The 19,670-nt window shown below is 68.1% G+C and carries 17 protein-coding genes; 11 read left to right on the top strand and 6 right to left on the bottom strand.

Going from position 1 to position 19,670, the window contains the following annotated elements; genetic code table 11:
* The first annotated feature begins 95 nt into the window (after nucleotides 1-95).
* From VF194_RS18160 to VF194_RS18150, 3 genes are all read left to right on the top strand, one after another.
* Complete coding sequence (locus tag VF194_RS18160; protein WP_330892610.1) at nucleotides 96-1,427, top strand: Rieske 2Fe-2S domain-containing protein; 1,332 nt, start codon at nucleotides 96-98, stop codon at nucleotides 1,425-1,427.
* Between the two features lie 116 nt (nucleotides 1,428-1,543).
* On the top strand, nucleotides 1,544-2,983 hold the full coding sequence (locus VF194_RS18155; RefSeq protein ID WP_330892609.1) for a glutamine synthetase family protein: 1,440 nt from the start codon (nucleotides 1,544-1,546) through the stop codon (nucleotides 2,981-2,983).
* Nucleotides 2,984-3,074: 91 nt separating this feature from the next.
* Nucleotides 3,075-3,713 carry a TIGR02466 family protein gene (locus VF194_RS18150; protein ID WP_330892608.1) on the top strand — a complete coding sequence of 213 codons (639 nt, stop codon included), beginning with the start codon at nucleotides 3,075-3,077 and terminating at the stop codon, nucleotides 3,711-3,713.
* Between the two features lie 441 nt (nucleotides 3,714-4,154).
* Here VF194_RS18150 and VF194_RS18145 read toward each other — a convergent pair whose 3' ends face one another.
* The 4 genes from VF194_RS18145 to VF194_RS18130 all read right to left on the bottom strand — a co-directional run bounded on the left by VF194_RS18145 (nucleotide 4,155) and on the right by VF194_RS18130 (nucleotide 9,182).
* The gene (locus tag VF194_RS18145; protein WP_330892607.1) at nucleotides 4,155-5,096 is read right to left on the bottom strand and encodes a nucleoside recognition domain-containing protein; all 942 of its coding nucleotides are present in this window, start codon (nucleotides 5,094-5,096) and stop codon (nucleotides 4,155-4,157) included.
* A 573-nt stretch (nucleotides 5,097-5,669) separates the two neighbouring features.
* Nucleotides 5,670-6,824: an aminotransferase gene (locus VF194_RS18140; RefSeq protein ID WP_330892606.1), complete on the bottom strand. Its 1,155-nt coding sequence runs from the start codon at nucleotides 6,822-6,824 to the stop codon at nucleotides 5,670-5,672.
* 91 nt (nucleotides 6,825-6,915) lie between these two features.
* Entirely contained in the window at nucleotides 6,916-7,725 is an 810-nt protein-coding gene (locus VF194_RS18135) for a hypothetical protein (RefSeq protein ID WP_330892605.1), read from the bottom strand.
* Nucleotides 7,722-9,182 (bottom strand): DHA2 family efflux MFS transporter permease subunit, encoded by a 1,461-nt coding sequence (locus tag VF194_RS18130; RefSeq protein ID WP_330892604.1) that lies wholly within the window; start codon nucleotides 9,180-9,182, stop codon nucleotides 7,722-7,724. The genes VF194_RS18135 and VF194_RS18130 overlap by 4 nt, the downstream gene beginning before the upstream one ends.
* A gap of 266 nt (nucleotides 9,183-9,448) precedes the next feature.
* Between VF194_RS18130 and VF194_RS18125 the strand changes: the two genes are divergently transcribed.
* The 3 genes from VF194_RS18125 to VF194_RS18115 are packed head-to-tail and all read left to right on the top strand — an operon-like array spanning nucleotide 9,449 to nucleotide 11,977.
* Nucleotides 9,449-10,864, top strand: coding sequence for a cytochrome ubiquinol oxidase subunit I (locus VF194_RS18125; protein WP_330892603.1), 1,416 nt, complete (start codon nucleotides 9,449-9,451; stop codon nucleotides 10,862-10,864).
* The gene (cydB, locus tag VF194_RS18120; protein WP_330892602.1) at nucleotides 10,861-11,868 is read left to right on the top strand and encodes a cytochrome d ubiquinol oxidase subunit II; all 1,008 of its coding nucleotides are present in this window, start codon (nucleotides 10,861-10,863) and stop codon (nucleotides 11,866-11,868) included. The genes VF194_RS18125 and cydB overlap by 4 nt, the downstream gene beginning before the upstream one ends.
* Nucleotides 11,816-11,977 (top strand): DUF2474 family protein, encoded by a 162-nt coding sequence (locus VF194_RS18115; protein ID WP_330892601.1) that lies wholly within the window; start codon nucleotides 11,816-11,818, stop codon nucleotides 11,975-11,977. The genes cydB and VF194_RS18115 overlap by 53 nt, the downstream gene beginning before the upstream one ends.
* Here the strand turns inward: VF194_RS18115 and VF194_RS18110 are convergent.
* A complete protein-coding gene (locus VF194_RS18110) occupies nucleotides 11,909-12,652 on the bottom strand; it encodes an RNA pseudouridine synthase (RefSeq protein WP_330892600.1) in 744 nt (247 codons plus the stop codon). The genes VF194_RS18115 and VF194_RS18110 overlap by 69 nt on opposite strands.
* 39 nt (nucleotides 12,653-12,691) lie before the next feature.
* Nucleotides 12,692-13,498, bottom strand: coding sequence for a hypothetical protein (locus VF194_RS18105; RefSeq protein ID WP_330892599.1), 807 nt, complete (start codon nucleotides 13,496-13,498; stop codon nucleotides 12,692-12,694).
* Nucleotides 13,499-14,044: 546 nt separating this feature from the next.
* On the opposite strand from VF194_RS18105, the gene VF194_RS18100 reads away from it, so the two are divergent.
* From VF194_RS18100 to VF194_RS18080, 5 genes are all read left to right on the top strand, one after another.
* A complete protein-coding gene (locus VF194_RS18100) occupies nucleotides 14,045-14,806 on the top strand; it encodes a GntR family transcriptional regulator (protein ID WP_330892598.1) in 762 nt (253 codons plus the stop codon).
* 107 nt (nucleotides 14,807-14,913) lie between these two features.
* A complete protein-coding gene (locus VF194_RS18095; protein ID WP_330892597.1) occupies nucleotides 14,914-16,503 on the top strand; it encodes a gamma-glutamyltransferase family protein in 1,590 nt (529 codons plus the stop codon).
* 334 nt (nucleotides 16,504-16,837) lie between these two features.
* Entirely contained in the window at nucleotides 16,838-17,446 is a 609-nt protein-coding gene (locus VF194_RS18090) for a glutathione S-transferase (protein WP_330892596.1), read from the top strand.
* A gap of 161 nt (nucleotides 17,447-17,607) precedes the next feature.
* Nucleotides 17,608-18,279, top strand: coding sequence for a response regulator (locus VF194_RS18085; RefSeq protein WP_330892595.1), 672 nt, complete (start codon nucleotides 17,608-17,610; stop codon nucleotides 18,277-18,279).
* Nucleotides 18,254-19,651: a sensor histidine kinase gene (locus VF194_RS18080; protein ID WP_330892594.1), complete on the top strand. Its 1,398-nt coding sequence runs from the start codon at nucleotides 18,254-18,256 to the stop codon at nucleotides 19,649-19,651. Before VF194_RS18085 ends, VF194_RS18080 begins: the two co-directional genes overlap by 26 nt.
* Nucleotides 19,652-19,670 lie beyond the last annotated feature (19 nt).

Raw genomic sequence — 19,670 nt, 5'->3', positions numbered from 1 at the left:
TTCTTTATCGCCTTGCCGGCGCGGCCCGGCAAGGGTAAAATCGCACATATGTTCGTTAATCGGACAAAATACGCCGAATGCGGGAGGAGGCGCCGATGACGACCCACGAGCAGAATATGCGCATGACCCTGGTCGGCCCCGGGCGGCCGGCCGGCAAGCTGCTGCGGCGCTACTGGCAGCCGGTGGCGCTGCGCGAGGAGCTGGACGATCTCAGGCCGGTCAAGCCGGTGAAGCTGCTCGGCGAGGATTTCGTCCTGTTCCGCGACGAGCAGGGCCGCTACGGCCTGCTCGACCGCGACTGCCCGCATCGCGGCGCCGATCTCGCCTTCGGCCGTCCGGAAGATGGCGGCCTGCGCTGCCCCTTCCATGGCTGGCTGTTCGACGTCGCCGGCCAATGCCTGGAAACGCCGGCCGAGCCCGAGCGCAGCAACCTGTGCAAGCGCATCAGGCAGCGCAGCTTTCCGGTGGTCGAGCGCAGCGGCATCCTGTTCGCCTATCTCGGCGCCGGCGCGCCGCCGGCCTTCCCGGATTTCGACTGCTTCGTCGCGCCCGACAGCCACGTCTTCGCCTTCAAGGGCCATATCGCCTGCAACTGGCTGCAGGCGCTGGAGGTCGGCATCGATCCGGCGCATGCCTCGTATCTGCACAGATTCTTCGAGGACGAGGACCCCGGCGCCAATTACGGCCGCCAGTTCCGCGCCGCTTCCGCCGATTCCGACATGCCGATGACCAGGGTGCTGCGCGAATTCGCCCGGCCGCAGATCGAGGTCGAGCGCACCGAGTACGGCATGCGCCTGTTCGCGCTGCGCCGCATCAGCGACGCCAGCATGCATGTGCGCGTCACCAACCTGGTCTTTCCGCAGGCCTTCGTCATTCCGCTTTCGGTCGAGATGACGATCACGCAATGGCATGTGCCGATCGACGACGTGAACTGCTACTGGTACGCCATCTTCACCAGCTTCGGCGCGGCGGTGGACAAGCAGCAGATGCGTGCCCAGCGGCTCGAACTCTACACCCTGCCCGATTACATCCCGCGCAAGAACAGGAGCAACAATTACGGCTTCGATCCGGCCGAGCAGAAATCGCAGACCTTCACCGGCATGGGCTTCGACATCAACGTGCACGATCAATGGGCGGTGGAAAGCCAGGGGCCGATCCAGGACCGCACGCGCGAGCATCTGGGCAGCAGCGACAAGGCGATCGTCAACTACCGCTCGATGCTGCTGAAGGCGATCGAGCAGGTCGAGGCCGGCAACGAGCCGCCCATGATGGTGCTCGACGATGCGGCGGCGCGCGGCATCCGCGGCCCGGTCACCGTGGACGGTATTGCCCCGGCGGATAGATGGCAGGCATACTGGCGCGAAGCGGACCGGCGCAAGCGCCAGCAGGCGCCCTGGCAGGCGCCGGTGCCGGAAGCGGCGGAATGAACGGGCCGCAGCGGCGCCGGGCGCCGCGCTGGAAGAAGACGCGCTAGAAGACGGCGCGCTAGAAGACGGCGCGCTAGAAGACGGCGCGATAGAAGAAACGGGGAGGGAGGCCAAGCGTGGCCACATTCGTCGACAGGCACGGCCTTTGGAACGCGGAGCAGGATGCCCGCGCCCGGGCCGTCGAACAGGAGGTCGCCGAACGCGGCCTGGGCGTGGTGCGGCTGTCCTTCGCCGACCAGCACGGCATCCTGCGCGGCAAGACCATCGTCGCCGCCGAGCTTGCCGGCGCGCTGCGCAACGGCTGCGGCTTCACCACCACCCTGCTGGCGAAGGACACCGCGCATCGCACGGTATTCCCGGTCTTCACGCAGGGCGGCGGTTTCGGCCTGCGCGAGATGCAGGGCGCGGCCGATATCCTGATGGTGCCCGATCCGGGCACCTTCAAGATCCTGCCCTGGGCGCCGCATTCCGGCTGGCTGCTATGCGATCTCTATTTCGCCGATGGCCGCCCGGTGCCCTTCTCGACGCGGCAGCTCTATCGCAACACGCTGTCGAACCTGAACGATGCCGGCTACGATTACGTCGCCGGCCTGGAGGTCGAGTTCCACGTCTTCAAGCTGCTCGACGCCAAGCTCGCGCCGCAGGATGCCGGCCAGCCCGGCGCGCCGCCGGAGGTCAGCCTGCTCACCCAGGGCTATCAGTATCTCACCGAGCAGCGCTACGACGCCTATGACGAGATCTACGAAATCCTGCGTCGGAACCTGCAGGCGCTCGGCCTGCCCCTGCGCTCGATGGAAGTCGAATTCGGCCCCAGCCAGTGCGAATTCACCTTCCAGCCCGGCGCCAACATGGACTCTGCCGATACGATGGTGCTGTTCCGCGCGGCGGCGAAGCAGATCGCGCGCCGGCATGGCCATCACGTCACCTTCATGTGCCGGCCGAAACTGCCCAACATCTTCTCCAGCGGCTGGCACCTGCATCAGTCCCTGCGCGAGCGCAAAACCGGCGCCAATGCCTTCATGCCGACCGAAGCGGGCCAGGCCCTGTCCGCCGTCGGACGGCATTTCCTCGCCGGCCTGCTGGAGCAGGCGACGGCCGCGGCGGCCTTCGCCGCGCCGACCATAAACGCCTATCGCCGCTACCGGCCCTATTCGCTGGCGCCCGACCGCGCCATCTGGGGCCGGGACAATCGCGGCGTGATGTGCCGCGTGCTCGGCGGGCCGGGCGATCCGGCCAGCCGCATCGAGAACCGCCTCGGCGAGCCGGCGGCGAATCCCTATCTCTACATGGCCTCGCAGCTCATCGCCGGGCTGGACGGCATGGCGCGCAAGGCCGAGCCGCCGCCTTCGGCCGACGCGCCCTACGAAACCGCCGCGCCGATGCTGCCGCGCTCGCTGGAGGCGGCGCTCACGGCGCTGCGCGCGAATGCCTGCTACCGCGCCGGCTTCGGCGACCGCTTCATCGACTACTTCCTCCATATCAAGGAGGCCGAGATCGCCCGTTACCAGCTCGAAGTCAGCGACTGGGAGCAGCGCGAGTATTTCGAGATGTTCTGACGCATCTCCTTCATCGCCATTCCGCTACGGCGGGACTCCGGCGCCGGGCTGCCGCTTTCGCGGGAGCGGCGAAATGTTCAGAATGCATGCCATGTCCACCATCTCCCTCTTTCCCACCCGCATCTATCTCGCTCCGCTGAAAAGCCGCGGGCTGGGGCGGCTGAACCGCGATCTGGCCGACGAATGCGCCGCGCTCCGGCTTGCCGACGTCGCCGGCCAGCGCTGGAGCGCGCGGCATTATCCGGGCGGCTACACCTCCTATGGCAGCCACGACAAGCTGCACCGGGTCTCGTCGCTCTTCGCCGGGCTGGAAAAGGCGATCGCGCCGCATGCCAGGGCTTATGCGCGCGCGCTCGGCTACGATCTGCGCGGCCGCGCGCTGTGCATGACCGATTGCTGGGTCAACATGATGGCGGGGCCGGTAACGCATGGCCTGCATCTGCATCCGCTCAGCTTCATCAGCGGCACCTATTATGTGCAGGTGCCGCGCGGGGCGGCGGCGATCAAGTTCGAGGATCCGCGGCTCGACCGCATGATGGCGGCGCCGCCCAAGCGCGACGACATCGCGGCGCGCGAACGGCTGCATTACAGCGTCGCGCCCAGGGTCGGGCATCTGGTGCTGTTCGAAAGCTGGCTGCGGCATGAAGTGCCGCCGAGCTTCACCAGAACCGAGCGCATCTCGATCAGCTTCAACTACGCCCTGCGCGAGAAGGCAAAAGCCGGCGGCTGAGCGAAAGCGCGCCCGCGCGTTGCCGGAATTCGCGTTACCGGAATTCGCGTTATCGGAACTCGCGTTATCGGAAAGTAATTTGCGCCATCGCGCCGCGCTGGCGACAATGCCGGCAACGAAGACGCTGGGCCGCGATGGGGGTGGGTCCGCCGTTTTCAGGATTTCGAGTGTTTCAGAGTTGAGTCGAGTGTTTTCGAGTTAAGTCCTTGAGTTGGGGGTGCTGGCGAGCGGATCGAAAGGTCCGCTCGCTTTTTTTGCGTCGAGTAGCCTTACCTGGCCGGACAGGTTTCTTCGTCGCTCCCGCGAAAGCGGGAGCCCGGGGACGGAAGCGCGGGCGGCCCTGAATGCCCGCCTTCGCGGGCATGACGGGACATTGCCGTTGCATGCCGGGAAAAGGTCGGGACGTTGCGCGCGAAACGCCAACCCCCTATGCGTCGGCTTCTACACCGCCAGCCACCGCACCGCGCGCGGCAGCGCATCCATGAGCGTGGCCAGCAGCCGCACGAGCAGCAGCGTCAGCAGCACGCGGCCGGCCAGCACGACCCAGAGATCGGCGCCGATCGCCAGCACCACGCCGGTATCCTCGATCAGCGAATGGCTGAGCGAAATCCACGACAGCGCCAGCACGCGCGCCTTCGGCGTGAAATCGCGCTCGCGCGCTTCCTTGATGATCAGGCCGCCGCCGTAGGTCAGGCCGAGCAGCACGCCGACCGTGGTCACCGGCGCCATGTCGGCGCTCAGGCCCGAGACGCGCAGCACCGGCTGCAGCGCCTGCGTCAGCCGCCGCGTGATCCCGGATCGCTCCATCAGATCGAGCAGGACGATCAGCCCGACGATGATGGCGAAGGTGATCGCCAGCGACGCGGCCGACGAGATCAGCCATTCGATCCAGTCGGCGTCGGCCGGCGCCATGGCGCGCAGCAATCCGGTCTCGGCCGGGCCGGCCAGCCAGCCGGTCGCGCCGGAGATCGCCGAGACGATGGCGCCGTAGAGCACCGCCGTGCCGAAACGGAGCGCGCCGGTGGCCCAGAAGCTGGCGCCGGCCTTGCGCACGATCGCCTGTTCGATCGGCAGCGCATGGGCGATCAGCATCATCGCCGACAGGATGCTGATCTGCGCCACGCTGAGCGGCAGATCGGCCAGCAGCGGCAGCGCGCCGAGGCCGCCATAGATGCCGACGGTGAGCGTCGCCAGCCAGACCAGCCCGGCTTCCGGCGGCAGGCCGACCACGGCCATCACCGGACTTAAGGCCGGCGCCATCAGCGCGATCAGGCCCAGCTCCTCGGCGAGGCGCACGATCAGCATCACCGGCACGGTGATGCGCAGAAGCTGCCAGAAGACGGACAGCGAGGTGACGAGGCGGGCGCGGAGATAGGCGGTCATGGCGGCGGGCTGTTTTACGGGCGCGCCATCCATAGCCGGTCGGCCGCGCCGGCGCGATGCGCCGGGTGCGGATTTTTTTGGCGGGTGGGGCGGCCGGCGGGGCAGCGACTGGGAGGTTGACTCCGGCCGCCATGTTCTCTATATGTTCAATATGCTCCGGGCCGGTGCGCCGCGAGATCGCTGTTGGACAGCGTCGATCGGACTGAGGACACCTTTATGCGGAATTCAACCCGGATCCGACCGGAATCGGACCGAATCCGGCTCCAACCGGACTGAATCCGACCCCAATCGGCTTGAATCCGACCGGAAGCCGGCTCGAGCGGGCGCCCATCCGCTCCGCATCCGGCTGCAACCCGGCAAACACGCATGGTCCCAGGCGGGCCGGACCCGGCTGGTCGGCGGCGGTCGCAGCGGGGCCGCCGCGGGCATCAGCGGTCCGCAACGGGCCGCAGCGGTCGAAAACGGTCGCCAGCGGTCAAAAACGGTACCCCTGTTGCAATGCTGTCATTGCAATCATTCCACAGGATTGTGCGTGAAACCGGGGTATGGATGAAGCAAGGCGCGCGACGCGGCCTAGCCCCGCTTTACGAAAGCGGCGATCCGCTCCACCGCGCCGTCGAGCTTGTCGGTGGTCTTGGCGAAGCAGAAGCGCACCACGCTTTTCACCTGGTCCTCGGCATAGAAGGCGCTGACCGGGATGGCGGCGACCCTGGCTTCCTCCACCATGCGGGTGCAGAAGGCGACGTCGTCGATGTCGTTGGCGATGGCCGCAAGGTCGATGTTGAGGAAATAGGTCGCCTTGCTGGGCAGCACGGTCAGGCCGGCCTCGGTCAGTCCGGCAGCGAAGCGGTCGCGCGCCGCCTGCAGGTCGCGGCGCATGCCGAGGAAATAGCTGTCGTCCTTGCCCAGGCCATAGGCCACCGCCGCCTGCAGGTTGGGCGGCGTGGTGAAGGTGACGAATTGATGCGCCTTGGCCAGCACCTTCATGATCGCCGGCGCGGCGCAGACGAAGCCGACCTTCCAGCCGGTCAGCGAGAAGATCTTGCCGGCCGAGCCGATCTTGATGCAGCGCTCGCGCAAGTTCGGCAGGCCGATCAGCGGCTGATGCTCCAGGCCGTCGAACAGCACATGCTCCCAGACCTCGTCGCAGATCGCAATGGCGTCGAATTTTTCCAGATAGCGGCCCAGCAGTTCGAGGTCTTCGCGCGGAAACACCGTGGCGGTGGGGTTGAGCGGATTGTTGAAGACGACGGCGCGGGTCTTGCTGCTGAAGGCGGCCTCGAGCGCCGCCTCGTCGATGCGCCAGTGCGGCGGGCGCAGGGTGACGAATTTCGCGATGCCGCCGGCGCGCCGCACCAGCGGCAGGTAGGCGTCGTACATCGGCTGGAACAGCACGACCTCGTCGCCCGGCTCGATGACGGCCAGCAGGCTGTCGGCCAGGGCCTCCGTCGCGCCGGAGGTGATCATCACCTCGTTCTGCCAGTCCAGCTCGAGCTTGTGGAAGCGCCGGTAATGCGCGGCCACCGCCTGGCGCAGTTCGGGCAGGCCCATCATCGGCGGATACTGGTTCCAGCCGCCGACCACCGCCTCGGCGGCCTTGTTGCGCACGTCCGCCGGGCCGGGATCGTCGGGAAAGCCCTGGCCGAGATTGATCGCCTGATGCTGGCCGGCCAGCCGCGACATGGTCTCGAAGATGGTGGTCGGCAGATCGGCGAAAATCGGATTCATGGCGGTATTTACTGTGGTTTCCGGCTGCGGGGATGGAGGCGCCGATGTAGCACAGCAGGGCCCTGCCCGGAAGGCGCCGGGCTCCAAGGAGTCAGGCCCCAGGACGCCGCCGCGTCACCGCCAGCCGGACCAGGCCGAGCAGCAGCGCGACGCCGAGCGAGCCGGCGCTGCCGATCAGGAAGGCCGGATATCCGCCGATCGCCGGGCCGAGCAGGATCAGGCTGAGGAAAAAGGGCACATGGCTGGCCAGGCCGATCTGCGTGGCGCGCAGGCCGGCGCGGATGCCGGCCACGTCGAGCCGGCGCGGCAGGAAGGCGCAGACCACCAGCAGCGCCACCGGGAAGGAGGCGAAGACGCCGGACAGCCGCGGCCCGAGCAGGCCGGCCAGCGCGCTGACGCTGGCGACCAGCAGGCCGGCGGCGGCGCCGCGCAGCAGGACTTCGTAGAGCGGCGATCTGCCGCGCGCCGCCGGTGCGGTCAGCGGCACGCGCGCGCCGGCATAGGCCGCGGTCAGCGCCGCCAGGATCAGCACCGCCAGCGAGGTGGCGAGCGAGGCGGGCAGGGTGTCGATCAGCAATCCGGTGGCGAACCAGGCCGCCAGCGCGCTCGGCAGGGCCAGCCGCATCGGAAAGCGCCGCAGCATGGCGATGGCGGTGGCGAGGAACAGCAGCACGGCGCCGAGGGTGGCCAGGCTGCCCAGGGCGGCATGGGCGACGAACACCGGGTCATGCTGCAGCAGGATGAAGAAATAGGCCGGCGCGGTGACGATCGGCAGGGCCAGCACGATGCCGCCGATGAAGGGCGAGGAGCGCTCCATCAGCCAGATGACGCCGGAAACGAACAGGGTGGTGGCCAGGCCGCGGGCGGGAACGGCCAGCCAGGCGAAATCGGCGGTTGTCATTCGGCTGCGTTACGCTGGTCTTTCGGATTGTCGTTGTCGGCTTCCAGGGGCGCGCCCTGGCGCAGCCGCTGGGTCGGGGCGAACAGCTTGTGGCCGCTCACCTCCGCCCCGGCATTGTGGCTGAGGCTGAGGAAGATCAGCGCCGAGGCGGCGGAGGCTAGGCTGACCACGGCGAAGGCAGGGGTGAAATCGCCGGCGGCGATGCTCTCGCGCCCGCCGGCGAAAGCCAGCGTCAGGTGCAGGGTGAGCGCGCCGATGCCGACGCCGAGCGACAGCGAAAGCTGCTGCATCATGCTGGAGAAGCTGGTGGCGCGGCTCATCTGCTCATGCGGGATGTCGGCGACCGCCAGGGTGTTGACGCTGGTGAATTGCAGCGAGCGGGAGATGCCGCCGAAGAACAGGAGCCCCATGATCAGCGCGTAGCTGTCCTGCGGCCGGAACAGGCCGTAGATCGCCAGGCTGCCGCCGGCGATCAGGGCATTGCTTATCAGCACGCGGCGGAAGCCGAAGCGGCGCAGGATCGGCCGCGCGATCATCTTCATCGTCATCGAGCCGGCCGCCGAGACGAAGGTGATCGAACCCGACTGGAAGGCGCTGAGCCCGAAGCCGAGCTGCAGCATCAGCGGCAGCAGAAAGGGCGTGGCGCCGACGCCGACGCGGAACAGCGAGCCGCCCAGCACGCCGGCGCGGAAGGTGGGGATGCGCAGAAGGCTGAGATCGATCAGCGGGTGCGCATGCCGCGCGGCATGGTAGAGATACAGACCGCTGCCGATGGCGCCGACGATCAGCAGCGCGGCGACGGCGGAATTGGGCAGCAGGCCGCGGCCCAGTGTCTCGAAGCCGAACATCAGGCCGGTCAGCGCCGTGGCGCTGAGCAGGAAGCCGCGCGCATCCAGCGGCGGCATCTTCTCCTCGCGCACATCGGGAATGAAAAGCGTGACGAGCAGGATGCCGAGCAGGCCGATCGGCAGGTTGATCCAGAAGATCCAGCGCCAGGACAGATAGGTGGTCAAAAAGCCGCCGACCGGCGGTCCTGTGATCGGCCCGAGCAGGGCGGGGACGGTCAGCCAGGTCATGGCGCGCACCAGTTCGGCCTTCGGCACCGCGCGCAGCATGATCAGCCGCCCGACCGGCACCATCATGGCGCCGCCCAGGCCCTGCAGCACGCGGGCGCCGACCAGGGTCCAGAAACTGTCGGTCGCGCCGCAGAGCAGCGAGCCGATGGTGAAAACGGCGATCGCGGCGCGGAAGACGGTGCGCGCGCCGAACCGGTCGGCGACCCAGCCGCTGACCGGGATGAAGACGGCGAGGCTGAAGAGATAGGAGGTGATCGCCAGATTCAGCCGCAGCGGATTCTCGCCCAGCGAGGCGGCAATGCTGGGCAGCGCCGTGGCCAGCACGCTGCTGTCCAGGTTCTCCATGAACAGAGCGCAGGCGACAATGAGAGGGATCAACATCTGGTGGGCATTGGAATGTAAAACAACATCATAAAAAGATTCCGGGCCCGGATGGTTGCGTTTTCAGCAAGGCTGCCATGAGCCGCGCGGCAGGCCCGGCTGCGTCAGCCACCCGCATGCAGCCTGCGGCAGGATAGCACAGTGTGGCAATTCGCGCCGCTGCCCTGGATTGACGGCGGCGGGCCAAGGTTTTTCGCTGTTCGCCGTTCGCCTGCCGATCTAGCTTGATCACGCAAGACGCGACATTGCACCCAGAGGATCCGCTCATGCAAGCTCTCCTCGACCCCATCTTCCTGGCCCGCCTGCAATTCGCCTTTACGGTTTCGTTCCACATCGTCTTTCCCGCCTTCACCATCGGACTGGCGAGCTATCTTGCCGTCCTGGAAGGGCTCTGGCTCGTCACCGGGCGCGAGGTCTATCTGCAGGTCTTCCGCCATTGGCTGAAGCCGTTCGCCGTCGTCTTCGGCATGGGCGTCGTTTCCGGCGTGGTGATGAGCTATCAGTTCGGCACCAACTGGAGCGTCTTTTCGGACAAGGCCGGACCGATCATCGGCCCGCTGATGGGCTACGAAGTGCTGTCCGCCTTCTTCCTCGAGGCCGGCTTTCTCGGTGTCATGCTGTTCGGCATGAACCGGGTCGGCAAGGGCCTGCATTTCTTCGCCACGCTGATGGTCGCGCTCGGCACCCTGCTCTCGGCTTTCTGGATCCTCGCCGCCAATAGCTGGATGCAGACCCCGCAGGGCTATGCGATCGCGCCGAACGGCCAGTTCGTGCCGGAAAGCTGGCTGGCCGTTATCTTCAACCCGTCCTTCCCGTACCGGCTGGTCCATATGGTGCTGGCGGCGTATCTCACCACCGCCTTCGTCGTCGGCGCGGTCGGCGCCTGGCATCTGCTGCGCGATCGGACGAATACGGCGGCGCGCGTCATGTTCTCGATGGCGATGTGGATGGCGACGCTCGTCGCGCCGATCCAGATCGTCGCCGGCGATCTGCACGGATTGAACACGCTGGCGCATCAGCCGGCCAAGATCGCCGCCCTGGAAGGCCACTACGAAACCGAGCGCGGCGCGCCGCTCTATCTGTTCGGCTGGCCCGACAACGATGCGGCGGAAACCAAATACGCCATCGGCATCTCGCATCTGGGCAGCCTGATCCTCACCCATGAATGGAACGGCGAAATCAAGGGCCTGAAGGAATTTCCGCGCGCGGACTGGCCGCCGGCGGCGGTCGTCTTCTGGAGCTTCCGCATCATGGTCGGGCTGGGCTTCCTGATGGCGGCGCTCGGCCTGCTCAGCCTGCTCTGGCGTCTGCTCGGCCGGCTCTACGATGCCGCCTGGCTGCATGTCGCCGCCATTGTCATGGGGCCGGCCGGCTTCATCGCCGTGATCGCCGGCTGGGCCACCACCGAGGTCGGGCGGCAGCCCTTCACCATCTACGGCCTGCTGCGCACGGCGCAATCGGCGGCGCCGATCGGAACGCCCGGCGTGGCGAGTTCGCTGACCGCCTTCGTCGTGGTCTATTTCGTCGTTTTCGGGGCCGGCATCTTCTATCTGTTCCGGCTGTTCCGCCAGGTGCCCGGACTGCCGCCGGAGAAGCCGCTGACCGAGGAGCCGACGCGCGCGGCGGGCATTACGCCGGCGGCCGGCATGCTGGAGGCCGAAAGGAAGGAGGCCGCGCCATGACGCTGGACCTGCCGCTGATCTGGGCCGCGCTGATCGCTTTCGCGGTGCTGGCCTATGTGGTGATGGATGGCTTCGATCTCGGCATCGGGCTGCTTTTCCCGCTGTTCGAGCGGGAAGACGAGCGCGACAAGCTGATGAATTCGGTGGCGCCGGTCTGGGACGGCAACGAGACCTGGCTGGTGCTCGGCGGCGGCGGCCTGCTGGCCGCTTTTCCGCTGGCCTATTCCGTCATCCTGCCGGCGCTCTATGCGCCGCTGATCGCCATGCTGCTCGGCCTGATCTTCCGCGGTGTCGCCTTCGAGTTCCGCTGGCGCACGCGGCGCTGGAAAGGGGTCTGGGATTACAGCTTCGCGCTCGGCTCGCTGGTCGCAGCGCTGATGCAGGGCATCACCCTCGGCGGCCTGATCCAGGGCATCGCCGTGGCCGACCGCGCCTATGCCGGCGGCTGGTGGGACTGGCTCACGCCCTTCAGCCTGCTCACCGGCGTCGCGCTGGCGATCGGCTATGCCCTGCTGGGCGCGACCTGGCTGATCATGAAGACCGGCGGCGCGGTGCAGGACCGCTGCTACCTGCTGGCGCGCCGGCTCGGCATCCTGCTGGTCGTCATGATCGGCATCGTCAGCCTGTGGACGCCCTTTCTGGATCAGAGATTCCTGACCCGCTGGTTCGGCTATCCCAACGTCCTGCTCTCGGCGCCGATGCCCATCCTGGTGCTGGCTGCCGCCTGGATGCTATGGCGCGGGCTGTCGGACCGCCGCCGCGAGGCGCAGCCTTTCCTGGCTTCGCTGGCGCTGTTCGTGCTGTCCTATATCGGCCTCGGCATCAGCTTCTGGCCGCTGATGGTGCCGCCTTCGATCACCATCTGGGATGCCGCGGCCCCCGATGCCAGTCTCGGCTTCCTGCTGGTCGGCGCCGTCGTCCTGCTGCCGATCATCCTCGCCTATACGGCCTATGCCTACTGGATCTTCCGCGGCAAGGTGGAGCGCCATGCCGGCTATCACTGATCGGCGCCCGCTATGGCAGCGCCTGATGTGGTTCGCCGTCTTATGGGCGGGCGGCGTCGCCGCCGTCGGCGCGGTCAGCCTGCTGATCCGCCTCGTGCTGAAGCCGTGAATAGCCGCAGGCGGCCAGCGCGGCTTGCATATGCGCCGGCGGTCCGGCGGTGACGGTGATCGCCGCGCGGCTTGGATAAAGCGGCAGGCTGACGCTGCGGCTATGCAGGTGCAGTTTCGCGCCGCGCGCGCGGTCCGCATCGCCATATTGCGTATCGCCCAGGATCGGGCAGCCGAGCGAGGCGAGATGCACGCGGATCTGGTGCGTGCGCCCGGTGCGCGGCCGGCATTCGATCCAGCTCACATCGTCACCGCTGCCCAGCAGCCTGTAATCGGTGACGGCATGCTGGCCGTCATCGGCGATCACCATGCGCCAGCCGCCCGTTTTGGTGCTCAGCTTCTTCAGCGGCCGCTCGATGCGGCCGGCGGCTTCCGCCGGCCTGCCGCGCACCACGGCCCAGTAGATTTTCTCGACCCGGCCTTCCTGGAACAGCTTGCCCAGTTTGCGCAGCGCCTTCGGATGCCGGCCCAGCACCAGGCAGCCGGAGGTGTCACGGTCCAGGCGATGGGCCAGCGCCGGCGGCCTGGGCAGACCGAAGCGCAGAAACTGGAAATAGCGTTCGAGATTGTCGCCGCCGCCCGGCCCGGCATGCACCGGCAGGCCGGCGGGCTTGTCCAGCACCAGCATCAGGCCGTCGCGGTAGAGCAGGCGGGCTTCGATCTCTTGCGGCGTCATGGGGCAGGCGTGCCCCAGGGCTCGGTCCGCGTCAAGCCGTCAGGGCAGCGCGTCCAGTTTTTCCGCGCAGCCCCGGAAGCGCTTGCCGGCATAGACGGCCTCGGCGCTATAATCGTAGGTGCTGTTGGAGACGGCATCGCGGCAGCGCTCGCTGAGGATCGTCAGCTCCAGCGGCTTCCGCTCGTCGCCCGGAGGCGGGCTGAGCTGCCAATGTCGCCGGTTGCCGCTCTCGGTCGGCGCCGCCGCCCGGTATTCCAGCGGCAGCGTGCCGACCTGATCGAAGACGACGCCATCCGGATCGATGCGGATGCTCCAATAGGGATCGCTGCCGAAGGCATGCCAGCGCGACTGTGCCGCCGGCGCCGCCGCGCTCTGGCAATCGGCGCGGAAGAACGTCACCCAGCCGAGCAGCCGGCCGTTCTTGTGAAAGACCGGCTCGTTGCGGCCGCAGCGCAGCAGCGGCTCCGACATGCCGGCCGGCGTGAACATCGGGCCGTCGGGCGCCGGAGCCGTGGCGGCGTCGAGCGGCTTCAGGCTGGGTGCTGTCCTGCCCGCGCTGTCGGTGCTGCATTCCGACAGGCCGCCGTCGCCGCCATGCAGCTGCACCAGCAGCCGGCCATGATTCTGCGGCACGACATCGGTGGCGAAGGCCGGTTGCGCCGGAGAGGCGCCGATACAGGCCATCAGGCCGCCATAGACCTGCGGCAGATGCGCGGCCCAGGTCGGCGATTCGCGCGTATTCCTGGTCAGGTCGAAATCGCCGGGCTGCATGTTTCCGGCTTCGCCGGCGCAAGCCGCAAGGCCAGCCGCGGCGACGAGGATGGCGATGGCGCGTCCAGGCATCATGCCGACATCCAGACAAAGAAATGCGGCAAGATCGCGGCGCATGAGGCGCCGGTCGCCGCCGGGGCCGGCGACGCGGATGCGGCGTGCAGCCGTTTCAACCTGGCATGCGATTCCTGTTGCAGCGGCAGGCGGCCGACCGGGAGGGCAGGATGGCTGGCCATGGATGATCGTCCGCATACAGCGCGAATCCGGAAAGTTCTCGTCCGCCCGAACGGAGCGCGGCGCGGCCGGGCAAGCGCGCGCGCCGGTGCACCGGGGCGAACAGGCGGCTGCGAAAGCCGGTTATCCGCGATTTTTCCTGCGTGCCGGTATCGCTGCCATGCCGCCGTACCGGCATCTGGGCTATCGCGTCATGCCACGCCGGCGGAATCGCTGCCGGTGCTGCTCATGCCAGGGACCGGGCCGGACAGGAAAATTGATAATGGCGTTCGGCGCTTTTCCGCCGCGATCGGTGGCCAAGGCGGCGCCTGTTCCGGTATTCTGGCGCCCTGGCCGACGGGCCAAATTGCCGCGGCCATTCGGGGGAGTCTGCATGAGTGTCGCGTCATGAATGTCAGCTTGGTGTCGCAACGTCCAGCCACCGACCCTGCCACGGAAGCAAAACAAACAGCGGCGGCAAAGACGGGGAAGGCGGCAATCGCATCGCCGCCGCGTCTGTCGCAGACCAGACGCGCCTACGAGGAGATCAAGCGGCGCATTCTCGACAATGAAATGCCGCCGGGCATGCAGGCGCTGGAGCAGGAGGTCGCCCAGCTGCTCGGCATGAGCCGCACGCCGGTACGCGAGGCGCTGATCCGTCTGGCGCAGGAAGGCATGGTCGAGGTGCGGCCGCGGCATGGCATGCGCGTGCTGCCGCTGTCGCTCGCTGATCTGCGCGAAATCTACGACATCCTGGCCGCGCTGGAGGCCACGGCGGCGGAGATCATCGCGCAGCGCGGCTTGAGCGAGGCCGAACTGGCCCAGCTTGAAACGGCCGCTGCCGATATGGAGGCGGCTCTTGCGCGCAACGATCTGAATGCCTGGGCCGACGGCGATGCCCGGTTCCATTGCCTGCTGGTCGAACTGTCGCACAACAAGCGGCTGCAGGGCATGGTCGAGGCGGTGCGCGATCAGTCGCACCGCGCCCGCATGGCGACGTTGCGGATCAGGCCGAAGCCGGTCCTGTCGAATGCGGAACATGCTGCCGTCATCGAGGCGATCCGCAGCCGCGATGCCGAAGCGGCCCATCGGCTGCACCGCGCCCACCGCCTGCGCGCCGCCGACCTGGTGCTTGCGCTGCTGCAGCGGCACGGCCTGGATCAACTCTGATCGTCTCTGATTGACTCTGCTCGTCTCCAGCCGGCTCCGGCGCGCCGCGCTTGACATCCGCCGCGGCGCCGCCTCATTCATTCGGCTTCTGACTGCGGATTGAAACTATGCTGAATACACCGCGTGCCCGCCGGGGCATGGTCACTGCACCTCATCATCTGGCCGGCGAGGCGGGCCTGCGCGTTCTGCGCGAGGGCGGCAATGCCATCGAGGCGACGGTGGCGATGGCCGCAACCTTGACGGTCGTCTATCCGCATATGACCGGCATCGGCGGCGATGGCTTCTGGCTGATCGCCGCGCCGGGCCAGGCGCCCATCGCCATCGAGGCCTGCGGCCGGGCGGCGGCGAAGGCCGCGCCGGAGCTTTATGCCCGCAAGGGACATGACAGCATCCCCTGGCGCGGACCTTTGGCGGCGAACACGGTGGCGGCGACCGTGAGCGGCTGGGGCGAGGCTTTGCGCCTGAGCGAAGAATGCGGCGGCCGCCTGCCGCTGTCGCGTCTTCTGGAAGATGCCGTCTGGCATGGCGAGAACGGTTTCGCGGTGACTGCCAGCCAGGAGGATCTCAGCCGCAGCAAGCTGCTCGAGCTGAAGGACGTGCCCGGCTTCGCGCCGGTGTTTCTTCCCGATGGCCAGCCGCCCCGCCAGGGCGGCGTGATGAAGCTGCCGGCGCTGGCGCAGACCCTGCGCAGCATCGGCGCGCGCGGCACGGAGGATTTCTATCGCGGCGAACTGGCGCGGCGCATCGTTGCCGATCTGGCCAGGATCGGCAGTCTGGTCGCCGCCGAAGACCTGGCGCGGCAGCAGGCCAGCCGCTGCGCGCCGCTCAGCGTCGCCATCGCCGCGGCGCAGCTTTACAACTTTCCGCCGCCGACGCAGGGCCTGTCGTCCCTGATGATCCTCGCGCTGTTCGACCGGCTCGGTGTCGCCGAAGGCGAGAGCTTCGATCACATCCATGGCCTGGTCGAGGCGACCAAGCAGGCCTTCCTGGTGCGCGATCGCATCGTCGGCGATCCCGATTGCATGGCGGAGCAGGCGGAGGCCTATCTCGAGGCCGCCAGGCTGGACGAACTGGCCGCCCGCATCGACCGGCGCCGCGCGCTGCCCTGGCCGCAGCCGGCATCGGGCGGCGATACGACCTGGATGGGTGCCATCGACGGCAGCGGCCTGGCGGTCAGCTTCATCCAGTCGATCTATTTCGAATTCGGCTCCGGCTGCGTGCTGGAGGAGACCGGCATCACCTGGCAGAATCGCGGCGCCAGCTTCCTGCTGGATGGCGGCGGCCCGCGCCTGCTGGTGCCCGGCCGTAAGCCGTTTCACACCCTCAACCCGGCTCTGGCGCGCTTCAACGACGGCCGCGTCATGGTCTACGGCACCATGGGCGGCGAGGGGCAGCCGCAGACCCAGGCCGCCGTGTTCAGCCGGTACGCCATGTTCGGCCAGGGCCTGCAGGCGGCGATCACCGCGCCGCGCTGGCTGCTGGGCAAGACCTGGGGCGAGAACAGCGTGACGCTGAAGCTGGAGAGCCGCTTCCCACGCGAGCTGGTGACCGAGCTGAAGGCCGCCGGCCATGAGGTCGAGCTGCTGGAGGACTTCACCGGCACGATGGGCCATGCCGGCGCGATCGTCCGCCACCCGGACGGCGTGCTGGAAGGCGCCGGCGATCCGCGCAGCGACGGGGGCGCCGTGGGGTTCTGAGCGGCGAACCCGCTGGGGCAGCCGTTGCCCGCCCGCTGGGCAACGGGCCGTCCGGCCGCCCGCTTCCTGCGCAATGGCATGGCGGGTCCGGCAAAAATGCCGCGGATCGGACCGCCCAGGCCTGGCACGATTTCTGCTTCATTCGGCAGGCATTCCGATGCGGAGGCGCGTCGGCTTGCAAGCCCGGTTCCGGATGTCCTCCTGACCGGGCGGCGAGACGGACACTTCACGCCGGCCATGACGGTCCCCCCGTCATTGCCGGCGCTTTTTTGCGGTGCTTTTTTTGTCGGCGATTTCCTCTTACTCTGCCGCGGCAAACCCCTGAGGAAACGCCATGAAACTGTATTTCTCCCCGACATCCCCCTACGTGCGCAAGGTCACCGTGCTGGCGCTGGAAACCGGCCTGGACGGCAAGATCGAGCGCCTGCCGGCCACCACTTCGCCCGTCGAGCCGAACGCCACCATCCAGCGGGCCAATCCGCTGATCAAAGTGCCGACGCTCGAGACCGATAGCGGCGAGACGCTGTTCGACAGCCGGGTGATCTGCGAATACCTCGACAGCCTGCACCAGGGGCCGAAATTCTTCCCCGCCAGCGGCGCGGCGCGCTGGACGGCCCTGCGCCTGCAGGCGCTTGCCGACGGTCTGCTCGATGCGGCGCTGCTGCTGCGCTACGAAGGATTCGTGCGCCCCGAGGAAAAACGCTGGCCGGCCTGGCAGGAGGGGCAGTTGCGCAAGATCCGCGGCGTCCTGGCCGAGATCGAGAAGCAGGCGCCGGGCTTCGGCGAGCGCGTCGATATCGGCACCGTCGCGGTGGCCTGCGCGCTCGGCTATCTCGATTTCCGCTACGCCGACATGAACTGGCGCAAGGATCATCCGCAGACCGCCGCCTGGGCGGCAAAATTCTTCGAGCGCCCCGCGCTGAAGGCGACGATCCCGGGCTGACCGGCTGATCCGGGCGGCCGGCATGGCGGCGGTCTGAACGGGAACCGCCGCCATATCGGCGCGCCCGGTCCATGCAAGGTTTATCGCGATCCTCCGTCCCGCAATCGGCTATGATGGACGGGCCATGAGGGGCGGCAAGACGAACCGAAGCCAAGCCTGCGATGCGCATCCTGCTGGTGGAAGACAACCGCGATCTGGCGAGCTGGCTGGCCAAGCTGCTGCGCGCCGGCCATTTCGCCGTCGATTGCGTGCATGACGGCGCCGACGCCGATCAGGTCCTGGCCACCAACGATTACGCGCTGGTGATCCTGGACCTGTCGCTGCCGAAGCTGGGCGGGCTGGGGGTGCTGCAGCGGCTCAGGGCGCGCGGCAGCACCGTGCCGGTGATCATCCTCACCGCCAATGACAGCCTCGATGGCCGCGTCGCCGGACTGGATGCCGGCGCCGACGACTACCTCGCCAAGCCCTTCGAATTCGCCGAGCTGGAGGCGCGCATCCGGGTGCAGCTGCGCCGCGCCAACAACAGCGCCGTGCCGGTGATCGCCTGCGGCGACCTCGCCTACGACACCAAGATGCGCCGCTTCCGCCTGGCCGGCCAGGATTTGAGTTTGACCCCGCGCGAACATGCCGTGCTGGAACATCTGCTGCTGAAAGCCGGGCAGACGGTCAGCAAGACGCAGCTGCATGAAAGCGTGTTCGATTTCGACCAGGAGGCGGATGCCAGCGCGATCGAAATCTACGTGCATCGCCTGCGCAAGAAGCTGGAGGGCGGCCGGGTGCAGATCCGCACGCTGCGCGGCCTTGGCTATGTCCTGGTCGGCGATGAAGATTGAAAGCCTGCGCATCTATCTGCTCTGCTGGCTGCTGCTGCCGCTCGCCTGCATCGCCGGGCTGAATGTCTGGTCGACGCATCAATCCTCGCGGCGCATCGCCGATACGGTGACCGACCGCACCTTGATCGCCTCGGCGCGCTCGATCGCCGAGCAGGCCTCGATGGCGCAGGGCGTGATCGACATCTCGGTGCCGCCGGCGGCGCTGGAAATGTTCAATACCGGGCATGGCGACAGCGTCTATTACCGGGTCGAAAGCCGCCAGGGCCGCCTGCTGGCCGGCTATCCCGACCTGCCCTTGCCGCCGCTGCCGGCCGCCGCCGCGCATCCGGCCTTCTACAGCGGCGCCTATCGCGACCGGCCGCTGCGGCTGGTCGCCATGACCCAGCCGGTGGTCGGCGCCGGCGCAGCCAGCCCGATTCTCGTCGTGGTCGGCGCCACGCTCAACAGCCATGACGAGATGCTGCAGGAATTGTGGATCGGCGCCGTCGGGCAGCAGCTTACCCTGCTGCTCGGCGCCGCCTTGCTCGTCGTCATCGGCCTGAACCGCGGCCTGGCGCCGCTGCTGCGCCTGCGCAACGCGGTGCTCAAGCGCGGCCGCGACGATCTCGCGCCCTTCGCGGTCAATGCCGTGCAGCGCGAATTGCGGCCTCTGGTCGAAGCGCTCAATCTCTATATGCAGCGCGTGCAGCAGCAGATGGCGGCCCAGCGCCGCTTCGTCAGTAACGCCGCGCATCAGCTCAAGACGCCGCTGACCCTGCTCAATACCCAGGCGACCTTCGCCTTGCGCGCCGCCGACGAGGTCGAACGGCAGGACAGTCTGCGCGCGCTGCTGAGCAATACGCGGCAGACGGCGCGGCTGGCCAATCAGCTGCTGACGCTGGCCCGCGCCGAGCCGGGCAGCCGCCGGCCGCGCCATGACGTGATCGACCTGCAGGCGGCAGCCCGCCAGGTCCTGGAGCAATATGCCGATGCCGCCATCGAGAAGCAGCTCGACCTCAGCCTGACCGAAACGAAAGAGCCCGTCCGCGTGCGGGGCGACGGCACCATGATCCGCGAAATGCTGGTCAACCTGATCGACAATGCGCTGCGCTATACGCCGCCGGGCGGCGCCGTCGCCGTCAGCGTCGAGCGGCGCGATCAGATCTGCATCCTGCGCATCGGCGATACCGGACCGGGCATCCCGCCGGCCGAGCGCGAGCGGGTCTTCGAGCGCTTCTATCGCCTGCCCGAGGCGGCCGGCGAGGGCAGCGGGCTGGGACTGGCGATCGTGCGCGAAATCTGCATGACCGCCGGCGGCGCGGTGCGGCTGCTCGATCCGCCCGGCGGCAGGGGCACCCTGGTGGAAGTCACGCTGCCGGCCGCCGCCGCTTAGCGGCCGCGGCCGGCAGCGC

Source organism: Ferrovibrio sp. (assembly GCF_036381655.1).
Lineage (GTDB): Bacteria > Pseudomonadota > Alphaproteobacteria > Ferrovibrionales > Ferrovibrionaceae > Ferrovibrio.
Note: the sequence above shows the minus strand (reverse complement) of the source record. Positions and strands in the feature narration are given on the sequence as shown.

Excerpts from the sequence above, each read along its gene's own strand:
- VF194_RS18160 (WP_330892610.1), top strand. The coding sequence starts at position 96 with ATGACGACCCACGAGCAGAATATGCGCATGACCCTGGTCGGCCCCGGG.
- VF194_RS18150 (WP_330892608.1), top strand. The coding sequence starts at position 3,075 with ATGTCCACCATCTCCCTCTTTCCCACCCGCATCTATCTCGCTCCGCTG.
- VF194_RS18145 (WP_330892607.1), bottom strand. The coding sequence starts at position 5,096 with ATGACCGCCTATCTCCGCGCCCGCCTCGTCACCTCGCTGTCCGTCTTC.
- VF194_RS18140 (WP_330892606.1), bottom strand. The coding sequence starts at position 6,824 with ATGAATCCGATTTTCGCCGATCTGCCGACCACCATCTTCGAGACCATG.
- VF194_RS18135 (WP_330892605.1), bottom strand. The coding sequence starts at position 7,725 with ATGACAACCGCCGATTTCGCCTGGCTGGCCGTTCCCGCCCGCGGCCTG.
- VF194_RS18130 (WP_330892604.1), bottom strand. The coding sequence starts at position 9,182 with ATGTTGATCCCTCTCATTGTCGCCTGCGCTCTGTTCATGGAGAACCTG.
- VF194_RS18125 (WP_330892603.1), top strand. The coding sequence starts at position 9,449 with ATGCAAGCTCTCCTCGACCCCATCTTCCTGGCCCGCCTGCAATTCGCC.
- cydB (WP_330892602.1), top strand. The coding sequence starts at position 10,861 with ATGACGCTGGACCTGCCGCTGATCTGGGCCGCGCTGATCGCTTTCGCG.
- VF194_RS18115 (WP_330892601.1), top strand. The coding sequence starts at position 11,816 with ATGCCTACTGGATCTTCCGCGGCAAGGTGGAGCGCCATGCCGGCTATC.
- VF194_RS18110 (WP_330892600.1), bottom strand. The coding sequence starts at position 12,652 with ATGACGCCGCAAGAGATCGAAGCCCGCCTGCTCTACCGCGACGGCCTG.
- VF194_RS18105 (WP_330892599.1), bottom strand. The coding sequence starts at position 13,498 with ATGATGCCTGGACGCGCCATCGCCATCCTCGTCGCCGCGGCTGGCCTT.
- VF194_RS18100 (WP_330892598.1), top strand. The coding sequence starts at position 14,045 with ATGAATGTCAGCTTGGTGTCGCAACGTCCAGCCACCGACCCTGCCACG.
- VF194_RS18095 (WP_330892597.1), top strand. The coding sequence starts at position 14,914 with ATGCTGAATACACCGCGTGCCCGCCGGGGCATGGTCACTGCACCTCAT.
- VF194_RS18090 (WP_330892596.1), top strand. The coding sequence starts at position 16,838 with ATGAAACTGTATTTCTCCCCGACATCCCCCTACGTGCGCAAGGTCACC.
- VF194_RS18085 (WP_330892595.1), top strand. The coding sequence starts at position 17,608 with ATGCGCATCCTGCTGGTGGAAGACAACCGCGATCTGGCGAGCTGGCTG.
- VF194_RS18080 (WP_330892594.1), top strand. The coding sequence starts at position 18,254 with ATGTCCTGGTCGGCGATGAAGATTGAAAGCCTGCGCATCTATCTGCTC.